The sequence below is a fragment of the Frigoribacterium sp. 9N genome, from assembly GCF_902506305.1.
Lineage (GTDB): Bacteria > Actinomycetota > Actinomycetes > Actinomycetales > Microbacteriaceae > Frigoribacterium.
On record NZ_LR733392.1, the window covers coordinates 55,056 to 70,873 of the forward strand.

The window sequence follows — 15,818 nt, forward strand, 5'->3', positions numbered from 1 at the left end:
TCGGGTCGGAATCACATGACATACCAATATCTCACGTCGCATCCTGAACGACAAGAGCCGACGGTCTCAGCCGTCGCCGCCACGGTCCCCGCGCGTTACGCAGCGTTGCCCCGCGACGCCCACCACCGACGTGCCGCCCGTAGCGTGGGACGCATGGCCACCAGCGACACCATCTCGAACCTGCTCGACGAGCGACGGACCTTCGCCGCGCCTCCTGGGCTCGTCGAGGCGGCCAACGTCACCTCGGCCGAGCACGCCCGCGCGGCCGCCGACCCCGTCGCGTTCTGGGCCGAGGCGTCGCAGCGGCTCGACTGGCACACGCCGTGGACGGTCGCGCACACCTGGAAGCCCGTGACCGAGGGGCCCGACGGCACGCTCACCGTGCCCGAGGCGACCTGGTTCGCCGACGGAACGCTCAACGTCGCCGTCAACTGCGTCGACCGGCACGTCGACGCCGGCCTCGGCGACAAGGTCGCCCTGCACGTCGAGGGCGAGCCCGGCGACCGTCGTGACATCACCTACGCACAACTGCAGCGCGAGGTCGTGAAGGCCGCCAACGGCCTGCGATCGCTCGGCGTCGAGAAGGGCGACCGGGTGGTCGTCTACCTGCCGGTCATCGCCGAGACGATCGTCGTGACGCTCGCCATCGCCCGACTCGGCGCGATCCACTCGCTCGTCTTCGGCGGCTTCTCGGGCGAGGCGTTGAAGTTCCGCGTCGAGGACACACGGGCCAAGCTGCTGGTCACGACCGACGGGCAGTTCCGACGAGGGTCCGCGGTGCCGGTCAAGGCGAACGCCGACCACGCCGTCAGCGGCGACAACGAGATCGAGCACGTCCTCGTCGTGCGGCGCACCGGCGAGCAGACGCCCGACGTGCCGTGGACGGACGGCCGCGACCTCTGGTGGCACGACGTCGTCGACGCGCAACCCGACACCGACGAACCCGAGTACTTCGGCGCCGAGACGCCGCTGTTCATCATGTACACGAGCGGCACCACCGGCAAGCCCAAGGGACTCGTGCACACGAGCGGCGGCTACCTGACGCAGGCGAACTGGACCCACTGGGCCGTCTTCGACGCGAAGCCCGACGACGTGCACTGGTGCACGGCCGACCTCGCCTGGGTGACGGCGCACACCTACGAGATCTACGGCCCGCTGTCGAACGGCCTGACGCAGGTGATCTACGAGGGCACGCCCGACACCCCGCACCCCGCCCGCCACCTCGAGATCATCGAGCGCTACGGCGTCACCACCTACTACACGGCGCCGACGCTGGTGCGGACCCTGTCGTCGTGGTTCCCCGAGGGACTGCCCGACACCTACGACTTGTCGTCGCTGCGCCTGCTCGGCACGGTCGGCGAGGCCATCAACCCCGAGGCGTGGGTCTGGTTCCACGAGCAGTTCGGCCGGGGCCGGTGCCCGATCGTCGACACGTGGTGGCAGTCCGAGACGGGGGCCGCCGTCATGGCCCCGCTGCCCGGTGCCGACACCCTCAAGCCCGGCTCGTCGCTGCGGGCGCTGCCCGGGCTCTCGACCGCCGTGGTCGACGACGCCGGCGAGCGCGTGCCGAACGGCAGCGGCGGCTACCTCGTCGTGCAGCGGACCGGACCGGCGCTCGCCCGCACGGTCTGGGGCGACCCCGAGCGATACCGCGACAGCTACTGGGCGACCTACTGGCGGCAGGGCTGGTTCTTCTCGGGCGACGGCGCGAAGTACGACGCGGACGGCGACATCTGGGTGCTCGGCCGGGTCGACGACGTGATCAACGTGTCGGGGCACCGCCTGTCGACCATCGAGATCGAGTCGTCGCTCGTGTCGCACCCGGCCGTCGCCGAGGCCGCCGTCGTCGGCGTGGCCGACGACCGCACCGGCCAGGCGATCGCGGCGTTCGTGGTGCCGTCGACACGGCCGGAAGGAGGCGCGGTGCGGGACGCCGGCGACGTCGCCGAGCCGTCGGTGTGGGCTCCGCTCGCGGGGTCGCTGTCCCCCGTGCTGCGCGCCCACGTGGCCGACCAGATCGGGCCGATCGCCAAGCCCGCGACCGTGTTCGTCGTGCCCGACCTGCCCAAGACGCGCTCGGGCAAGATCATGCGGCGGCTGCTGGCCGACATCGTCGACGGCCGCCCGCTCGGCGACACGACGAGCCTGCAGGACGAGACCGTGCCCGGCCGGGTGGCGGCGATCCTCGCGGAGGCGACCCGCGCCTCCTGAGGTCGGGAATCACCGGCCCACACCGAGGGTTACCGTGGTCGGGGCCCGATGACGCGCCTCGCCTCCCCCGTCCCGTTCCGAGAAGAAAGCGTCGTCATGTCGATCTCCGAGACCACCGCCGCCCCGTCCACCCTCCGCACCGCCGAGACGAGCGTGCCGCTCGTGCCGCTGCTCGACGAGCGCTGGAGCCCCCGCTCGTTCGACCCGACCGCCGAGATCTCGGACCGTCAGCTGGACGCCCTGCTCGAGGCCGCCCGCTGGGCACCGTCGGCCGCGAACACGCAGCCGCGTCGCTTCGTCGTCGGCCGTCGCGGCACGGCCACGTTCGACACGATCGTGAAGGCGCTCATGGGCTTCAACGCCGCCTGGGCGGGCAACGCGTCGGCGCTCGTCGTCGCCGTCGCCGAGACCTCGACCGTCGAGGGCGAGGTGCGCCAGTGGGCCGAGTACGACCTCGGCCAGGCCGTCGCCCACCTCACGGTGCAGGCACACGCCGAGGGCTTCCACACGCACCAGATGGCCGGCGTCGAGTGGGACGAGATCGTCGCCGCGTTCGGCCTGACCGACAACCTCAAGCCCGTCACGGTCACGGCCGTCGGCGTCGTCGACGAGGCCGACAAGCTGATCGAGGCCCTCGCCGAGCGCGAGACCGCCCCTCGCGAGCGCCTGCCGCTCAGCGAGCTCGTCCTGCGGCGCGACTAGCAGCTCGGCGAGGCGAGCCCGGGCTGGTGCCTGCCAGCCCGGGCTGGTTGGCTGGGCGCATGTCGATCTCCAGCACGGCCGAGAAGGCCGAACTCCTCCGCTCCCTCCACGTCCCCGGCGACCCGCTGATCGTGACGAACGTCTGGGACAGCATCACCGCGCGCATCGTCGCGGGCGCACCGGGCGTGAAGGCCCTGGCCACCGCCTCCCACTCGATCAGCGAGGCGCACGGCGTCGAGGACGGCGAGGGCCTCGACGTCGACGACATGCTGGCCGCCGCCCGCATCGTGATCCGCTCGGTCGACCTGCCCGTCTCCGTCGACTTCGAGAAGGCGTACGCGACGGACGCCGCCGGCACGCTCGACAACGTCTTCCGCCTGATCGAGGAGGGCGCCGCCGGCCTCAACATCGAGGACAGCATCGGCCAGGCCAAGGCGCCCCTCTACGACATCGACACCCAGGTCTCGAAGATCGCCGCCGCCCGCCGTGCCGGCGACCGCGCCGGGGTGCCGATCGTGATCAACGCCCGGGTCGACGCCCTGGCCGGCGACCCCGACTCGTTCGACGACGCCGTCACCCGCGCCAACGCCTACCTCGACGCCGGCGCCGACTGCGCCTTCGTCCTCGGCCTGGGCACCGAAGACCTCGTGAAGGCCGCCCTCGACCGGATCGACGGCAAGGTCAGCGTCATCTCGAACCCGTCGTCCGTGCCGCTCGCCCGCCTGGCCGAGCTCGGCGTCTCGCGCGTCAGCTTCGGGCCCACCACGATGGGCCTGACGCTCTCGCATCTGCGCGACGCCGCCACCACCCTCACCGCGCGGGGCGACTACCCCGCCGAGCTCGGCTTCTCGTTCTGACCGACGGCCGGTGCGGGCGGGGCTCGCCCACCGGCTGACGAACGACGCGACCCGCGCCTCCCGAGCTCGTGAGAGCCGAGGAGGCGCGGGTCGCGTCGTCAGGGGACGTCACCTAGTCGTCGCGGTCGCCTTTCGAACGGTCGCCCTTCGAGTGCCCGTCCCCGGCGCGCTCGTCCTTCTTCCGGTCGGACTCGGACGCCTCGGAGCCGCCCTCGCCGTCCGGCTCGGGCACCTCGTCGCCGTTCCGCTCGATGGTCGCGGCGGCGGCCTGACGCAGTCGCATGCCGGCAAGTTCGTCCTTGGCGAGGGCCGCGGCCTTCTTCTCGCTCTGGGCCGTGTCACGGGGTGGCAGCAGGATGTCGCGCTCGGCCCGGAGGCCGGCCTGCAGCTCGCGACCACGTTCGAGTTCGGCGTCGAACTCGGCTCCGAAGAGCAGGGCGTTGTTCGTGATCCAGAGCCACAGCAGGAACACGATGACCGCACCGAGCGAACCGTACGTCTTGTTGTAGTTCGAGAAGTTCGCGATGTAGAACGCGAACCCCACGGACGCGACCAACCAGATGACCAGGGCCACGAGCGACCCGAGGCTCATCCACTTGAACTTGGGCTGCTTGACGTTCGGGGCCCAGTAGTAGAGCACCGCCACGATCACGACGGCGATGATCGCGAGGATCGGCAGCTTCGCGATGTCCCAGACGAACACCGCGGTGCTGCCCAGTCCCACGAGGTCGCCGACCGTCTCGGCCACGGGGCCGCTGATCACCAGGATGAGGGCGGCGACCACGATGAGCACCACCGTGAACGCCGTGACGCCGAGCATGGTCGGGCGGAGCTTCCAGATCGGACGCCCCTCGTCGATGCCGTAGACGCGGTTCATGGCCCGCCCGAAGGCGCCCACATAGCCGGAGGCCGACCAGAGGGCACCGAGCACACCGACGATAAGGGCGACACCGGCGGCCGACGACTCGGTCAGCTGCTCGACGGGACCCCGCAGGAGAGCAGCGACGTCCTCCGACCCGAACTGTGAGACCAGGTCGAGCAGCGTTTTGGCCGTCGAGTCCGCCTGCCCCACGACGCCGAGCAGCGACACGATCGCCAGCAGCGCCGGGAAGATCGCCAGAACCGCGTAGTACGTGAGTGCGGCGGCGAGGTCGGTGCACTGGTCACGGGTGAACTCGCGCAGGGTCTTGCCCAGCACGTACCCCCAGGAGGGCTTGGAGACGTCCGACAGGTCTTGCGGCTTGCGCGAGTCGTCGGCGTCGGGTGACTGCTGCTCGCGCTCGGTGCTCTTCTGCGCCATCGGTCAGCGCCTGATCGTCTTGACGATGCCGGCGACGAGCGCGACGACGCCGACGGTGCCGGCCGCTGCGGCCGCCACGACGGGCTTCGGGTCGCGGTCGAGGCGCCGTGAGACGCTCGCCTTCAGCCGACGGGCGTGGGCAGGGACGCTCAGCTTGTCCTCGATGGCGTCGAGCGTCGCCGCGAACTCTTCACGGGTACGGGCGAGGTCGAGCTCGATCTCGGGGATGCTCGCGCCGGCGCGTGGCCCGGCCGCGTTCTCGGCGTCCTTGTCGGGAGACGTGCTGCCGTGGGCGTCGTCGCGCTCTTCGGCCGCACGCGCCTCGGCGAGCTCGGCACGGGGGTCGGGCTGGTCGCCCTTCCCGTGCTTCGACCCGCCGTGCTTCTCGTGGTCTCCTGCGTCAGTGCTTCTCGGAGTCATAGCTGCCCTGCCCCTTCAACGCGCTGACGTCGGCCTTCACGCTGGCGACGGCCTTCTCGGGGGTCGGCGGCACGCCCTTCTTGAGGGCCTTGATGCCGAGCAGGACCAGGACGGCCGTGATCACGAGCAGGACGGCGGCGACGATGAGCGCCGCGAGCCAGGGGGCGACGACCGTCGCCAGCCCCAGGAGGCCGGCCGTGATGAGCACGGCGAGCAGGAAGAAGCCGAACAGTGCGGCTCCGACCAACAAGCCGACACCCACCCCGGCCTCTTTGGCCTTCGTGGCGAGCTCGGTCTTGGCCAGCGCGATCTCGCCGCGGATGAGGCGCGAGATCAACTCGGGCAGGCTGCCGATCAACGAGCCGAGCGAACGTTTGGTGCTCTGTTCGGGTGCCTTCAGGTCACTCACCGACCGTCACCCCCGGCAGCTTGTCGTCGTCGGGGCTGGTGCCCGAGGTCTGCTTCTTGACGTCGTCGGCCTTCTCGTCCACCTTGTCGGCGGCCTTGTGGGCTGCCTCGGTGGCCTTGGCGGCGACCTTGTCGGTGGCGCCCGAGCCCTTGCCCGAGACGGACTTGGCCTTGGAGCCGACCGCGTGGGCGGCGTCGTTCGCGACGTCCTGCGCCTTTTTGGCGACGACCGGAGCGTTCTCCTTCACGAAGCCCTCGGCCTGCTGGACGCCCTTCTGGACGGTCGGGTTCTCCCACAGGCTCTCGGCCTGGTCTTTGATCTTGACGTACGCGCCGCGACCTGCGCGGGCTCCGAGGACGTATCCGACAGCCGCTCCTGCGACGAAGAGGATCTTGCCTTTCATGAGTGCTCCTTGGCTCGTGGTGGCAGGTAGGCCTTCCACGCTGGCACGACCCGGCGTGGACGGCTCAGATTGACCGGGCGACCGGGGACGACGCCGCCCGGCGCCGGCCTGGGGACGAGCCGCCCCCGACACCGCGGTCAGGAGGCGCGGGCCGCCACGAGCGGGACGCCCACCTCGAGCGCGTCGCTGCGCACCGTGGCGACCGCCAGTCGCACGAGGCGCACCGCGCACCAGCAGAACAGCACCACGAGAAGGCCGTTGCGGGCACCCAGGACGAGCACGGCGACCGGGTTGAGCTCGATCAGCGGCCGGTAGAGGATCGGGAACACGAGCGTCGTGAGCCCAGAGGCCCAGGCGGTCAACACGGCGGGCGTCCGGAACGCCTCGGGACGCGAGGCGTAGCCCACGGCCACGATCGGCACGATCCAGAGCAGGTACTGCGGCGACCCCACCTTGTTGAAGACCACGAACGCGAGCGTGAGGGTGAGGGCGCCGAGCAGCACCGTGCCGAACTCGTCGCCGCGATCGCGAGCCGGGACGACGGCCGCGGTGCGCGCCGAGCCCGCCGACCCGCGCCTCCCGGGCTCGGCCCACCGGGGCAGCCCGAAGGTCGCCACGGCCAGCACGCCGGCCAGCAGCACGAGGACGGCGAGCATGACCTGCGTGCTGTCGTTGATCATCCAGGTGTCGCCCGGGCCCATGACCTCGCGCGTGGCGAGGGCGACGTTCTGGTAGACCGAGGCGCCGGGGACGCGCAGCATGGCCATCCAGAGCCAGGGCGTCGAGAGGGTCGCCTCGAGCTGCATCGCCCGTCCCGACTGCATCGTCACGAAGCTCGTGATGTCGTCGGCCCCGCGGCCGAGCAACACGCACGACACGACGACCATGGTGACGAGCACGCCCCCGCGCAGCACGACCGCCCGGTGACGCGACCCGACGACGACCGCCGCGATGACGGCGGCGGGCCAGACCTTGATCCAGGTCGCCGCGGCGAGCAGCAGCCCGGCCACCCGCGGACGCGTGGACAGCAGCATGAGGGCGGCGACGACCAGCGGCGCGCTGAACCCCTCGAGCCGGAGGAAGGCCACGGGGCTGAGCACGAGCGTCACGAGCAGCCACCACCAGGCTGCCCGGTTGTCGACCGTACGACGACCGCGGTCGGTCAGCAGCCAGAGCGCGACGGCGTTGAGGGCGGTCAGCAGGGCCAGCCAGACGAACTGGTAGTGCTGTTCGCCGAAGACGTTCGGCAACACGATCGGGACGATCGCCCCGGCCGGGTAGACCCACGAGAAGTCGAGGACCGGCCAGACGCCCTCGCTCAGGGCCCCCGTCGCCCACAAGCGGTAGAGCGGCAGGTCGCCGCTCACCCCGCCGCCGATCATCAGCGGCGTGAGCGCCAGGAACACGGCGGCGTGCACGGCGACGAAGCCGTAGAGCAGCCCGCGCGGATGCGCCTGCACGCGCGACCAGGTCCGGCGGAGGCGCGTGGGGAGGGGCGCAGGCGCGACGGCGCTCGAGGTGGTCACGCCTCGAATGTACGGCCGCGTCCTTGCCGTTGTCTTTCCGGCAGGTGAATCCATCGGAAGATCACTCTCGAGACGGAGGTCCGACCGGTGTACGGTGCCGACCATGGACCGACGACGTTCCGCAGACGCAGGCGAGGTCACCCCGCCGACCGACGACACGCACGCACCCGACGAGCTCGGAAGCGTCGACGACGACCTGGCCGTCGACCGGGGGCGCCCGATCGGCTTCTGGTTGAGGCTCGTCGACGGGCTGATCGACCGGCGCTTCGAGGAGGTCCTCGACGAACACGGGGTCACCCGCCGGCAGTGGCAGCTGCTCAACCTGCTGGAGCGCGGCCCGGCGACCCGCGCAGCACTCGACGGAGCCGTCGCGCCCTTCCTCGACCCGGCCACGGGCGAGTCCAGCTCGGACCACCTCGCCGAGCTGGTCGAGAGCGGCTGGGTGAGCCTCGCGACCGACGGGGTCGGTGACGATCGCTACGCCCTCACCGAGCGCGGGAGCCTCGCGCACCGCAAGCTCGTCGACGTGGTCGAGGGCATCCGCGACGAGACGGTCCGGGGGGCCGAGCCGGGAGCCCACGCGACCACGGTGCGCTTCCTGCGCAGGGCTGCACTCAACCTCGGCTGGCGCCCCTGAGCGCCCGGCCTGCCCGCGGGCCGAGGGCCGAGGGCCGAGGGGCTAGGGGCTAGGGGCGAGGGCCGACGACCGCAGGAGGCGCGGCGTCAGCCCCGCAGGAACACCCACCAGATCATGAGCATCGTCACGACGAACCCGCTGACGAAGTTGAGCGCCAGGAAGCGTCGCCACCCGCGGTTGACCTCTTCGGCCCGGTCGTCGGTCACGTTCCACCAGGGGGCGCAGCTGATCGCGTAGGGCAGGGTGAGCAGGGCCGCCAGCGGGCCGGGCCACTCGGTGAAGGTCAGCAGCACGCCGGCCAGCAGGTAGGCCACCACCGAGAGGCGGACGGTCGCCCGGGCGCCGATCTCGGTCGCGATCGACGAGATGCCGCCCTCGCGGTCGGCGAGAACGTCCTGCACGGCTCCGAACGCGTGGCTCGCGACGCCCCAGAGGAAGAACGCGCCGAGCAACGCCCACAGCTGGGGCGTGAACGTCGCCCCGGCCAGCACGAGACCGTAGACGGCCGGGCTGATGAAGTGCGTGCTCGAGGTGACCGAGTCGACGAAGGGGCGCTCCTTGAAGCGCAGGCCGGGAGCCGAGTAGGCGATCACGGCGAAGACGCTGACGGCGAGCACGAGCCAGCTGAGCGGGTCGCCGACCGCCACGAGGAACACCAGGAAGGGCACGTTCGTGATCACTGCGGCGCGCAACGTCGTGCGGTGCAGGCTGCGGTCGAGCAGTGCACCCTCGACGCCGCCCTTGCGCGGGTTGTGCAGGTCGCTCTCGTAGTCGAAGACGTCGTTGATGCCGTACATCGCGAGGTTGTAGGGGATCAGGAAGTACAGGGCGCCGACGATCAGCACGAGCCAGTTCACCGGGCCGAGGGCGTTCTCCGCCGCGAAGAAGAGGACGGCCTCCGTGCCGGTCGGCGTCACGTCGACCTGGGACAACGGCTGGTACGACCCCAGGTAGCCCGTCGTCACCGGTGCGAGCAACGAGGTCAGCACGTACGCCGCCGCGAACGGGAACGCCGTGTTGATCCAGCTCAGGGGCCGGGACGAGACGAACAGGGCCTTGATCGTGTTCACGAGCGCGCCTCCTCGACGGTCGTCGACCCGCCGGCCGCCGGCGCCGCGGGGGCGCGGGGCGTCTTCGGGCCGCCGAGCAGCACCCACACCGACGGCAGCAGGACGAGTGCCGCGACCGCGTAGGCGAAGTCCTCGAGCGGGGCGATGCCGACGAAGACCCCGCTGATCCGGGCGGCGTCGTAGCCGACCAGCCCGATCCCGATCATGACGTTGTCGAACACGGCGGTCATCACGAGCAGCACGCCGGTCGCCAGGCCCGCCCCCAGCAGTTGCTCGCGCCGCCGCCGCGACCTCTCGGCCGGGGACGAGGAGGCGCGCGCGGCTCGGCCACGCACGCCTGCGGTCACCAGCGCCAGCACCCCGAGCACCGCGACGATCGACAGGAACACCGCGTTGACGGCCCAGTAGGTCACGACGCCACGCCGTCCACCGGTCGACCGGCCTGCGTGGAGCTCGCGTCACGTCGGTCGAGCACAACCGCCGCAGCCATCCGGGCCGCGGCCAGCAGGTTCATCGTCAGGTAGCAGAGCAGCGTCAGGAAGAAGACCTCTTCGAGCGGCAGCTCGGTCGCCACCAGCACGCCGGTCATGAACGAGGTCTCGCCGCGGAAGAAGATGCCGAGGTCGATGCCGACGACGTCCCAGACCAGGAAGAACACGACGCCGACCAGCAGCGTCACCGCCGCCCGGGGCACGTCGCGCCAGAAGAACAGGCGGAACCTGCGGTCGAGCATCACCATGCCGAACAACGAGACGAGCAACGCCGCGAGGTAGACGAACCCCATCAGCCGACGGCGGGCTCGGGGAGCGGCTCGGTGCTGGTGTCGCCGCGCAGGTTCTTGAGCAGCACCTCGGCGCTGATCAGGCACATCGGCAGGCCGATGCCCGGACGGACCGACCCGCCGGCGTAGAACAGCGAGTCGACGTGGGTCGAGACGTTGCCGGTTCGGAACAGGGCGCTCTGGGCGAGCGTGTGCGCGGGGCCGAGCATGCTGCCGCTCCAGGCGTTGACGTCGTCGACGAAGTCGCGCGGACCACGGGTGCGCCGCACCACGATCCGCTCGGCGAGGTCGGGCACGTGCGCCCACTCGGCGATCTGGGCGATGACGCCGTCTGCGAGACGCTCGATCATCGGGTCGCCGTCACCGTCGACGTCGCCCGAACCGAGGGCCGGGTCGGCGGGCAGTGGCACCAGGACGAAGAGGTTCGTGTGCCCGGCGGGCGCGGTCGACGGGTCGACGGTGCTCGGCTTGCAGACGTACAGCGACGGGGGGTCGGGGATGCGCTTGTCGGCGCCGAAGATGCGCTCGAAGTTCTCGTGCCAGTCGCGGGCGAAGAGCAGCGTGTGGTGCTCGAGCTCGGGGATCTCGCCCTCGACGCCCAGGTAGAGCAGCAGGGCGCTCGGCCCGGGGTTCTTCTTCGCCCAGTACGACGAGTCGTAGGTGCGCAGCTCGCGGGGCAGGAGCCGTGTCTCGGTGTGGTGCAGGTCGGCCGCGCTCACGACGAGGCCGGCGTCGACGCGGTGCGTCGCTCCCTCGGCGTCGGTCCAGTCGACCCCGGTCGCCTCGGCGGTCGCCTTCGAGCCGCGCGGCAGCGCTGCGCCCTCGGCCCCGAGGGGCTGCGTCACGATCCGGGTCACGGTCGCGCCGGTCACGACGGTCACCCCGGCCTCGACGGCCACGTCGCGGATCGCCTCGATCACCGAGATGAGGCCGCCCTGCGGGTACAGCACGCCGTCGTCGAGGTCGAGCGTGCTCATGAGGTGGTACATGCTCGGCGTGTCGAACGGCGACGAGCCGAGGAAGACCGCGGGGTACCCCAGGATCTGACGGAGGCGCGGGTCGGTCACCGTGCGGGACGCGTACGAGTCGAGGCTCGTCAGCAGCAGCCGGGCCAGCTTCGGCAGGCGGACCAGCACGTCTCCGCGCAGCAGCGGCGTGAGGCTGCCGAAGCTCGTGTAGAGGAACCGCCGTTTGGCGATCTCGTAGGTGTCGCGGGCGGACCGGAGGTACCGGCGCATGCGCTCACCACTGCCGGGTTCGACGCGCTCGAACAGCTCGACGTTCTCTTCCAGGCCGCGCGGGACGTCGATCGGCGCACTCGCCGCGGGGTCGTCGGGCGTCGGCTCGAACAGCACGCGGTAGCCCGGGTCGAGTTCGACGAGGTCGAGGCGCTCGGCGGCCGACGTGCCCATCAGGCGGAAGAAGTGGTCGAAGACCTCGGGCATGAGGTACCAGCTCGGGCCGAGGTCGAAGCGGAAGCCCTCGTGGCTCCACGACCCGGCACGGCCACCGACCTCGTCGTTCTTCTCGAGCAGGGTGACCTCGTGGCCCTCGCGGGCGAGCAGCGCAGCCGAGGCCAGGCCGCTGATGCCGCCGCCGATCACGACGACGCGGCGGCCGTGGCGGGTGACGCTCAGGCCGTGCGACTCGTCGGACGCCCCGGTGCCCGCACCCGTCGCCCCGCGGTCGACCGTGTCGCGGCTCATGCGCGGGCCTCGGGCAGCCGGGTGACGCGACCGGCGGCGGCGCCCGCGGCGATGCGCACCTTGACCGGGTTCGGAACGCGCACGCGCGCCCGGACCAGCGAGGAGGCGGGGGTCGCCTCGAGACGCCGGTTCAGCTCGGCGAACAGGCCGTGGGCCAGTGCCACCGCCCGACGCGAGGACGTCGGCAGCACGGGGATGATCTCGCCGCTCACGCGGAGGTCGTCGTCGATGTCTCGCACCAGTCTCGTCTTGGTCTGCTCGTCGAACGTGGTCACGTCGACTCCGGGGAAGTAGCTGCGGCCGAGCTGCTCGAAGTCGGCCGCGAGGTCACGCAGGAAGTTGACCTTCTGGAAGGCCGCACCGAGGCGCCGGGCGCCCTCTTCGAGTTCGGCGACCGTGCTCGGGGGGAAGGGGTGCCCGTGGAGGAACGCCTTGAGGCACATCAGGCCGACGACCTCGGCCGACCCGTACACGTAGGCGTCGAACGACGCCTGGTCGTGCTCGCGGGCACTGAGGTCGGCCCGCATCGACGCGAAGAACGGTGCGGTGAGCTCGGCACCGAACCCGGTGGCGCGGGCGGTGCGGGCGAAGGCGTGCACGACCAGGTTGGGGCTGAAGCCCTCGACCAGGGCCCGCTCGGTCTCGGCCTCGAAGCCGTCGAGCAACCGGCCCGCCGCGTCGGCGCCCAGACCGGCCTCGGTCGCGGGGCCGTCGACGATCTCGTCCGCCACGCGCACGAGCGCGTACACGTTCTCAACGTGCTGCCGCACCTCGCCGCCCAGCAGGCGCGAGGCCAGTCCGAACGACGTCGAGTAACGGCGGATCACGCCTCCCGCGGTCGCGTCGGCCACGGAGTCGTACAACGACAAGCCCGTCATCGCACCCTCTCGAGGACGTCCTGGACGACCGGCGTCAACGCCTCGCGCAACGACTCGGGCACCTCGGCCCGGTCGAGCACGTCGAGCGCACGGCGGGCGTGCTGCTCGACGAGTCCCTCGGCGAAGGAGCGGGCGCCGCAGACCTCGAGGCGACCACGGACGTGTTCGGCCTCGGCCTCGCTGAGGTCGGCCTTGCCGATGAACGGCTGGATCGTGAACCACTCGTCGGTGGTCGCGGCGTGGGCGACGAGCACCGTGCGCTTGCCCTCGCGGAGGTCGCCGCGGGTGGTCTTGCCGGTGGCCTCTTCGGTGCCGAAGACCCCGAGCAGATCGTCGACCACCTGGTACGCGACCCCGACCTCGCGGCCGAAGTCGCCGACCGCCGTGACGACGGCCTCGCCCGCGCCCGCCAGCACGGCACCCGCCTGCAGCGGTGCCTCGAACGAGTAGACGGCCGTCTTGGCGCGCTCCATGTCGAGGATCTCGTCGACGGTCGGCAGTTCGGCGGCCAGGGAGAACTCGACGTCGACCATCTCTCCGCCCGCGCTGACGAAGATCGCCTCGTCGAGCAGGTCGAGCAAGCGCGTGCGGACGTGGTCCTGGCAGCCGATGCCGAGCAGCATGCGACTGGCCCCGGTCAGGGCGAGGTCGCCGGCGATGACGGCGGCCGACATGCCCCGGTGTTCGGCCGCGGGGGTCGGGATGCCCGCCGTCGTCGCGGTGTCGCGGTAGCTGCCCGAGACGTTGGGGATGCCGCGTCGCGAGAAGTCGCGGTCGATGACGTCGTCGTGGACGATCAGGGCCGTGTGCAGCAGCTCGAAGGCCGCGCCGACCCGGGCCACGGCCTCGTCGTCGGTGCCCCCGAGGGCGTCGTAGGCCGTGAAGACCATGCGGGGCCGGAAGCGCTTGCCCCCGGCGCTGTTGCGCTCGAGCACCGACCAGAGATCGACGTAACGCCAGCCCACGGACTCGGCGCGGCGCTTGGCCAACGCGAAGAAGTCGTCGAGGACGGCGTCGACACGATCGTGTCTCGCCCGCGTGCCTGCGTGCAGGTGATCACCGTCCACCAGGGCAGACTACCTCTCATGACCCGTGAGATCTCGACGCATCCCCAGCCGACGTCCGGTGACCGCCCGGGCGCGCACGACGAGCTCGTGGTGCTCCTCGACGACGAGGGCACGCCCATCGGCACGACCGCGAAGGCGACCGTGCACACCGCCACGACGCCATTGCACCTGGCGTTCAGCTGTCACGTCACCGATGACCTCGGCCGCGTCCTGGTCACCCGTCGAGCCCTGTCGAAGAAGACCTGGCCCGGCGTCTGGACCAACTCGTTCTGCGGCCACCCCGCCCCCGGCGAGACGCCCGCCGAGGCGTTGATGCGGCGCGCCCACCAAGAGCTCGGCATGGAGGTCCGCGACGTCGAGGTGATCCTGCCCGAGTTCCGGTACCTCGCCACGGACGCCTCGGGCGTGGTCGAGAACGAGATCTGCCCGGTCTTCACGGCCCGCGCCGTCGGCCTGCCCGATCCCTCGCCCGACGAGGTCGCCGAGTGGGCGTGGGTCGAGCCCGGAGAGCTGCGCGACGCGGTCGCGGCGGCACCCTTCGCCTTCTCGCCCTGGTTGGGCTGGCAGCTGGCCGCCTGGCCCACCTGAGCGAGACGGACGACGAGGGCTCCTCCGGGGACGACGAGGGCTCCTCGGGGGACGACGAAGGCGCGAGCCGGATCGCCTGACCCGGCCCGCGCCTCCTGCGGTCCTGTTGTTCGACGCCGCCTAGCGCGGACGCATCGCGTACGCCGCGGGGCAGTCGAACGGGTCGCGGGCCGAGAGGCCGACGCGGTTGAGGTACCGGATGACGATCGCGTACGACTTGCCGATCGTCGTCTCGGTGTAGGGGATGCCGTGCTCGGCGCAGTGCGCCTTCACCAGGGCGCTGGCCGCGCGCAGGTTCGGACGCGCCATGCTCGGGAACAGGTGGTGCTCGATCTGGTAGTTCAGCCCGCCCATGAAGGCCGTCGAGTGCCGACCCGTGATGTTGCGCGAGGTGAGCACCTGCTTGCTCAGGAAGTCGACCTTCGCACCCTCGGGGATGATCGGCATGCCCTTGTGGTTCGGGGCGAAGGACGACCCCATGTAGAGGCCGAAGACGGCCATCTGCACGCCGATGAAGGCGAAGGCCATGCCGAGCGGCAGGAACCAGAAGACGACGCCGAAGTAGGCGACGAGGCGCACGGCGATGAGCGTGATCTCGAGCGCGCGGCCCTCGACCTTGTCACGGCCGAGCAGCGTGCGGAACGAGGTCACATGCAGGTTGACGCCCTCGCCGAGCAGCAGGGGGAAGAAGAAGTAGCCCTGACGGCGGGTGATGAAGCCGAGCACGCCGCGCTGCTTCGCCGCGTCCTCTTCGAGGAACGAGATCGTGTCGAACGCGATGTCGGGGTCTTTGCCCTTGGTGTTCGGGTTGGCGTGGTGGCGGCTGTGCTTGGTCATCCACCACGCGTAGCTGATGCCCACGACGCCGGCCGCGAGGACGCGACCGACCTTGTCGTTGCGCGTGCCCGACTCGAACACCTGGCGGTGCGCGGCCTCGTGCGTGAGGAACGCGAACTGCGTGAGGATGACGCCGAGGGCCGCGGCGATCAACAGCTGGAACCAGCTCGAGCCCAACAGGACGAACCCGGTGGCCGCGCCGCCGAGGCACGCGACGAGGACGACGAAGACCGTCACGTAGAAGCCGGTGCGGCGTTGCAGCAGGCCCGCCTCGCGCACGGACTTGAGCAGGCTCGAGTACGTGCTGGTCGGCTTGCCGACCTGTCCGGCGACGGTGGGGCGGAACCCGGCGGGTGCCGCACCTGCCGGTGCGTGGACGATCCGCGGGTACGCGGTTCGGGGGGTCGTGGGGACGGTGGCGGTCAT

The 15,818-nt window shown here is 71.2% G+C and carries 17 protein-coding genes; 5 read left to right on the forward strand and 12 right to left on the reverse strand.

Annotated features, from left to right (window positions below):
• The first annotated feature begins 153 nt into the window (after nt 1–153).
• The 3 genes from acs to ARTHRO9V_RS03345 all read left to right on the forward strand — a co-directional run bounded on the left by acs (nt 154) and on the right by ARTHRO9V_RS03345 (nt 3,770).
• Nucleotides 154–2,211 (forward strand): acetate--CoA ligase, encoded by a 2,058-nt coding sequence (gene acs / locus ARTHRO9V_RS03335; protein WP_159825591.1) that lies wholly within the window; start codon nt 154–156, stop codon nt 2,209–2,211.
• Nucleotides 2,212–2,307: 96 nt separating this feature from the next.
• A complete protein-coding gene (locus ARTHRO9V_RS03340; protein WP_123571164.1) occupies nt 2,308–2,913 on the forward strand; it encodes a nitroreductase family protein in 606 nt (201 codons plus the stop codon).
• A gap of 59 nt (nt 2,914–2,972) precedes the next feature.
• The gene (locus ARTHRO9V_RS03345) at nt 2,973–3,770 is read left to right on the forward strand and encodes an isocitrate lyase/phosphoenolpyruvate mutase family protein (protein WP_056049731.1); all 798 of its coding nucleotides are present in this window, start codon (nt 2,973–2,975) and stop codon (nt 3,768–3,770) included.
• Nucleotides 3,771–3,882: 112 nt separating this feature from the next.
• On the opposite strand, the gene ARTHRO9V_RS03350 is transcribed toward ARTHRO9V_RS03345, so the two are convergent.
• From ARTHRO9V_RS03350 to ARTHRO9V_RS03370, 5 genes are all read right to left on the reverse strand, one after another.
• On the reverse strand, nt 3,883–5,070 hold the full coding sequence (locus ARTHRO9V_RS03350) for a YihY/virulence factor BrkB family protein (RefSeq protein ID WP_199859768.1): 1,188 nt from the start codon (nt 5,068–5,070) through the stop codon (nt 3,883–3,885).
• Between the two features lie 3 nt (nt 5,071–5,073).
• A complete protein-coding gene (locus ARTHRO9V_RS03355) occupies nt 5,074–5,490 on the reverse strand; it encodes a DUF3618 domain-containing protein (RefSeq protein WP_159825593.1) in 417 nt (138 codons plus the stop codon).
• Entirely contained in the window at nt 5,471–5,899 is a 429-nt protein-coding gene (locus ARTHRO9V_RS03360) for a phage holin family protein (RefSeq protein WP_159825595.1), read from the reverse strand. Before ARTHRO9V_RS03360 ends, ARTHRO9V_RS03355 begins: the two co-directional genes overlap by 20 nt.
• Complete coding sequence (locus ARTHRO9V_RS03365) at nt 5,892–6,302, reverse strand: YtxH domain-containing protein (protein ID WP_123570908.1); 411 nt, start codon at nt 6,300–6,302, stop codon at nt 5,892–5,894. Before ARTHRO9V_RS03365 ends, ARTHRO9V_RS03360 begins: the two co-directional genes overlap by 8 nt.
• Before the next feature lie 137 nt (nt 6,303–6,439).
• A complete protein-coding gene (locus ARTHRO9V_RS03370) occupies nt 6,440–7,828 on the reverse strand; it encodes a glycosyltransferase 87 family protein (protein WP_159825597.1) in 1,389 nt (462 codons plus the stop codon).
• A 103-nt stretch (nt 7,829–7,931) separates the two neighbouring features.
• On the opposite strand from ARTHRO9V_RS03370, the gene ARTHRO9V_RS03375 reads away from it, so the two are divergent.
• Nucleotides 7,932–8,465, forward strand: coding sequence for a MarR family winged helix-turn-helix transcriptional regulator (locus ARTHRO9V_RS03375; RefSeq protein ID WP_236556889.1), 534 nt, complete (start codon nt 7,932–7,934; stop codon nt 8,463–8,465).
• A gap of 86 nt (nt 8,466–8,551) precedes the next feature.
• Here ARTHRO9V_RS03375 and ARTHRO9V_RS03380 read toward each other — a convergent pair whose 3' ends face one another.
• Genes ARTHRO9V_RS03380 through ARTHRO9V_RS03405 form a run of 6 tightly spaced genes read right to left on the reverse strand, consistent with a single transcriptional unit; the run spans nt 8,552 to nt 13,967 of the window.
• Entirely contained in the window at nt 8,552–9,535 is a 984-nt protein-coding gene (locus ARTHRO9V_RS03380) for a prenyltransferase (RefSeq protein ID WP_236556890.1), read from the reverse strand.
• Nucleotides 9,532–9,948 (reverse strand): lycopene cyclase domain-containing protein, encoded by a 417-nt coding sequence (locus ARTHRO9V_RS03385; protein ID WP_082460645.1) that lies wholly within the window; start codon nt 9,946–9,948, stop codon nt 9,532–9,534. The genes ARTHRO9V_RS03380 and ARTHRO9V_RS03385 overlap by 4 nt, the downstream gene beginning before the upstream one ends.
• Nucleotides 9,945–10,319 carry a lycopene cyclase domain-containing protein gene (locus ARTHRO9V_RS03390; RefSeq protein ID WP_159825599.1) on the reverse strand — a complete coding sequence of 125 codons (375 nt, stop codon included), beginning with the start codon at nt 10,317–10,319 and terminating at the stop codon, nt 9,945–9,947. Before ARTHRO9V_RS03390 ends, ARTHRO9V_RS03385 begins: the two co-directional genes overlap by 4 nt.
• Nucleotides 10,319–12,022, reverse strand: a complete 1,704-nt coding sequence (gene crtI / locus ARTHRO9V_RS03395) for a phytoene desaturase family protein (RefSeq protein ID WP_201298909.1) — start codon at nt 12,020–12,022, stop codon at nt 10,319–10,321. Before crtI ends, ARTHRO9V_RS03390 begins: the two co-directional genes overlap by 1 nt.
• Nucleotides 12,019–12,900 carry a phytoene/squalene synthase family protein gene (locus ARTHRO9V_RS03400; protein ID WP_056049749.1) on the reverse strand — a complete coding sequence of 294 codons (882 nt, stop codon included), beginning with the start codon at nt 12,898–12,900 and terminating at the stop codon, nt 12,019–12,021. Before ARTHRO9V_RS03400 ends, crtI begins: the two co-directional genes overlap by 4 nt.
• A complete protein-coding gene (locus tag ARTHRO9V_RS03405; protein ID WP_233568416.1) occupies nt 12,897–13,967 on the reverse strand; it encodes a polyprenyl synthetase family protein in 1,071 nt (356 codons plus the stop codon). The genes ARTHRO9V_RS03400 and ARTHRO9V_RS03405 overlap by 4 nt, the downstream gene beginning before the upstream one ends.
• Before the next feature lie 18 nt (nt 13,968–13,985).
• Here ARTHRO9V_RS03405 and idi point away from each other — a divergent pair, with 18 nt between their 5' ends.
• The gene (gene idi / locus ARTHRO9V_RS03410; protein WP_123570911.1) at nt 13,986–14,555 is read left to right on the forward strand and encodes an isopentenyl-diphosphate Delta-isomerase; all 570 of its coding nucleotides are present in this window, start codon (nt 13,986–13,988) and stop codon (nt 14,553–14,555) included.
• Nucleotides 14,556–14,675: 120 nt separating this feature from the next.
• On the opposite strand, the gene ARTHRO9V_RS03415 is transcribed toward idi, so the two are convergent.
• Entirely contained in the window at nt 14,676–15,818 is a 1,143-nt protein-coding gene (locus tag ARTHRO9V_RS03415; protein WP_159825601.1) for an acyl-CoA desaturase, read from the reverse strand.

Coding starts and splice junctions, on each gene's coding strand:
- ARTHRO9V_RS03350 (WP_199859768.1), bottom strand. CDS start 5,070: ATGGCGCAGAAGAGCACCGAGCGCGAGCAGCAGTCACCCGACGCCGAC.
- ARTHRO9V_RS03375 (WP_236556889.1), top strand. CDS start 7,932: ATGGACCGACGACGTTCCGCAGACGCAGGCGAGGTCACCCCGCCGACC.
- ARTHRO9V_RS03355 (WP_159825593.1), bottom strand. CDS start 5,490: ATGACTCCGAGAAGCACTGACGCAGGAGACCACGAGAAGCACGGCGGG.
- ARTHRO9V_RS03390 (WP_159825599.1), bottom strand. CDS start 10,319: ATGGGGTTCGTCTACCTCGCGGCGTTGCTCGTCTCGTTGTTCGGCATG.
- acs (WP_159825591.1), top strand. CDS start 154: ATGGCCACCAGCGACACCATCTCGAACCTGCTCGACGAGCGACGGACC.
- ARTHRO9V_RS03400 (WP_056049749.1), bottom strand. CDS start 12,900: ATGACGGGCTTGTCGTTGTACGACTCCGTGGCCGACGCGACCGCGGGA.
- idi (WP_123570911.1), top strand. CDS start 13,986: ATGACCCGTGAGATCTCGACGCATCCCCAGCCGACGTCCGGTGACCGC.
- ARTHRO9V_RS03345 (WP_056049731.1), top strand. CDS start 2,973: ATGTCGATCTCCAGCACGGCCGAGAAGGCCGAACTCCTCCGCTCCCTC.
- crtI (WP_201298909.1), bottom strand. CDS start 12,022: ATGAGCCGCGACACGGTCGACCGCGGGGCGACGGGTGCGGGCACCGGG.
- ARTHRO9V_RS03415 (WP_159825601.1), bottom strand. CDS start 15,818: ATGACCGCCACCGTCCCCACGACCCCCCGAACCGCGTACCCGCGGATC.
- ARTHRO9V_RS03365 (WP_123570908.1), bottom strand. CDS start 6,302: ATGAAAGGCAAGATCCTCTTCGTCGCAGGAGCGGCTGTCGGATACGTC.
- ARTHRO9V_RS03340 (WP_123571164.1), top strand. CDS start 2,308: ATGTCGATCTCCGAGACCACCGCCGCCCCGTCCACCCTCCGCACCGCC.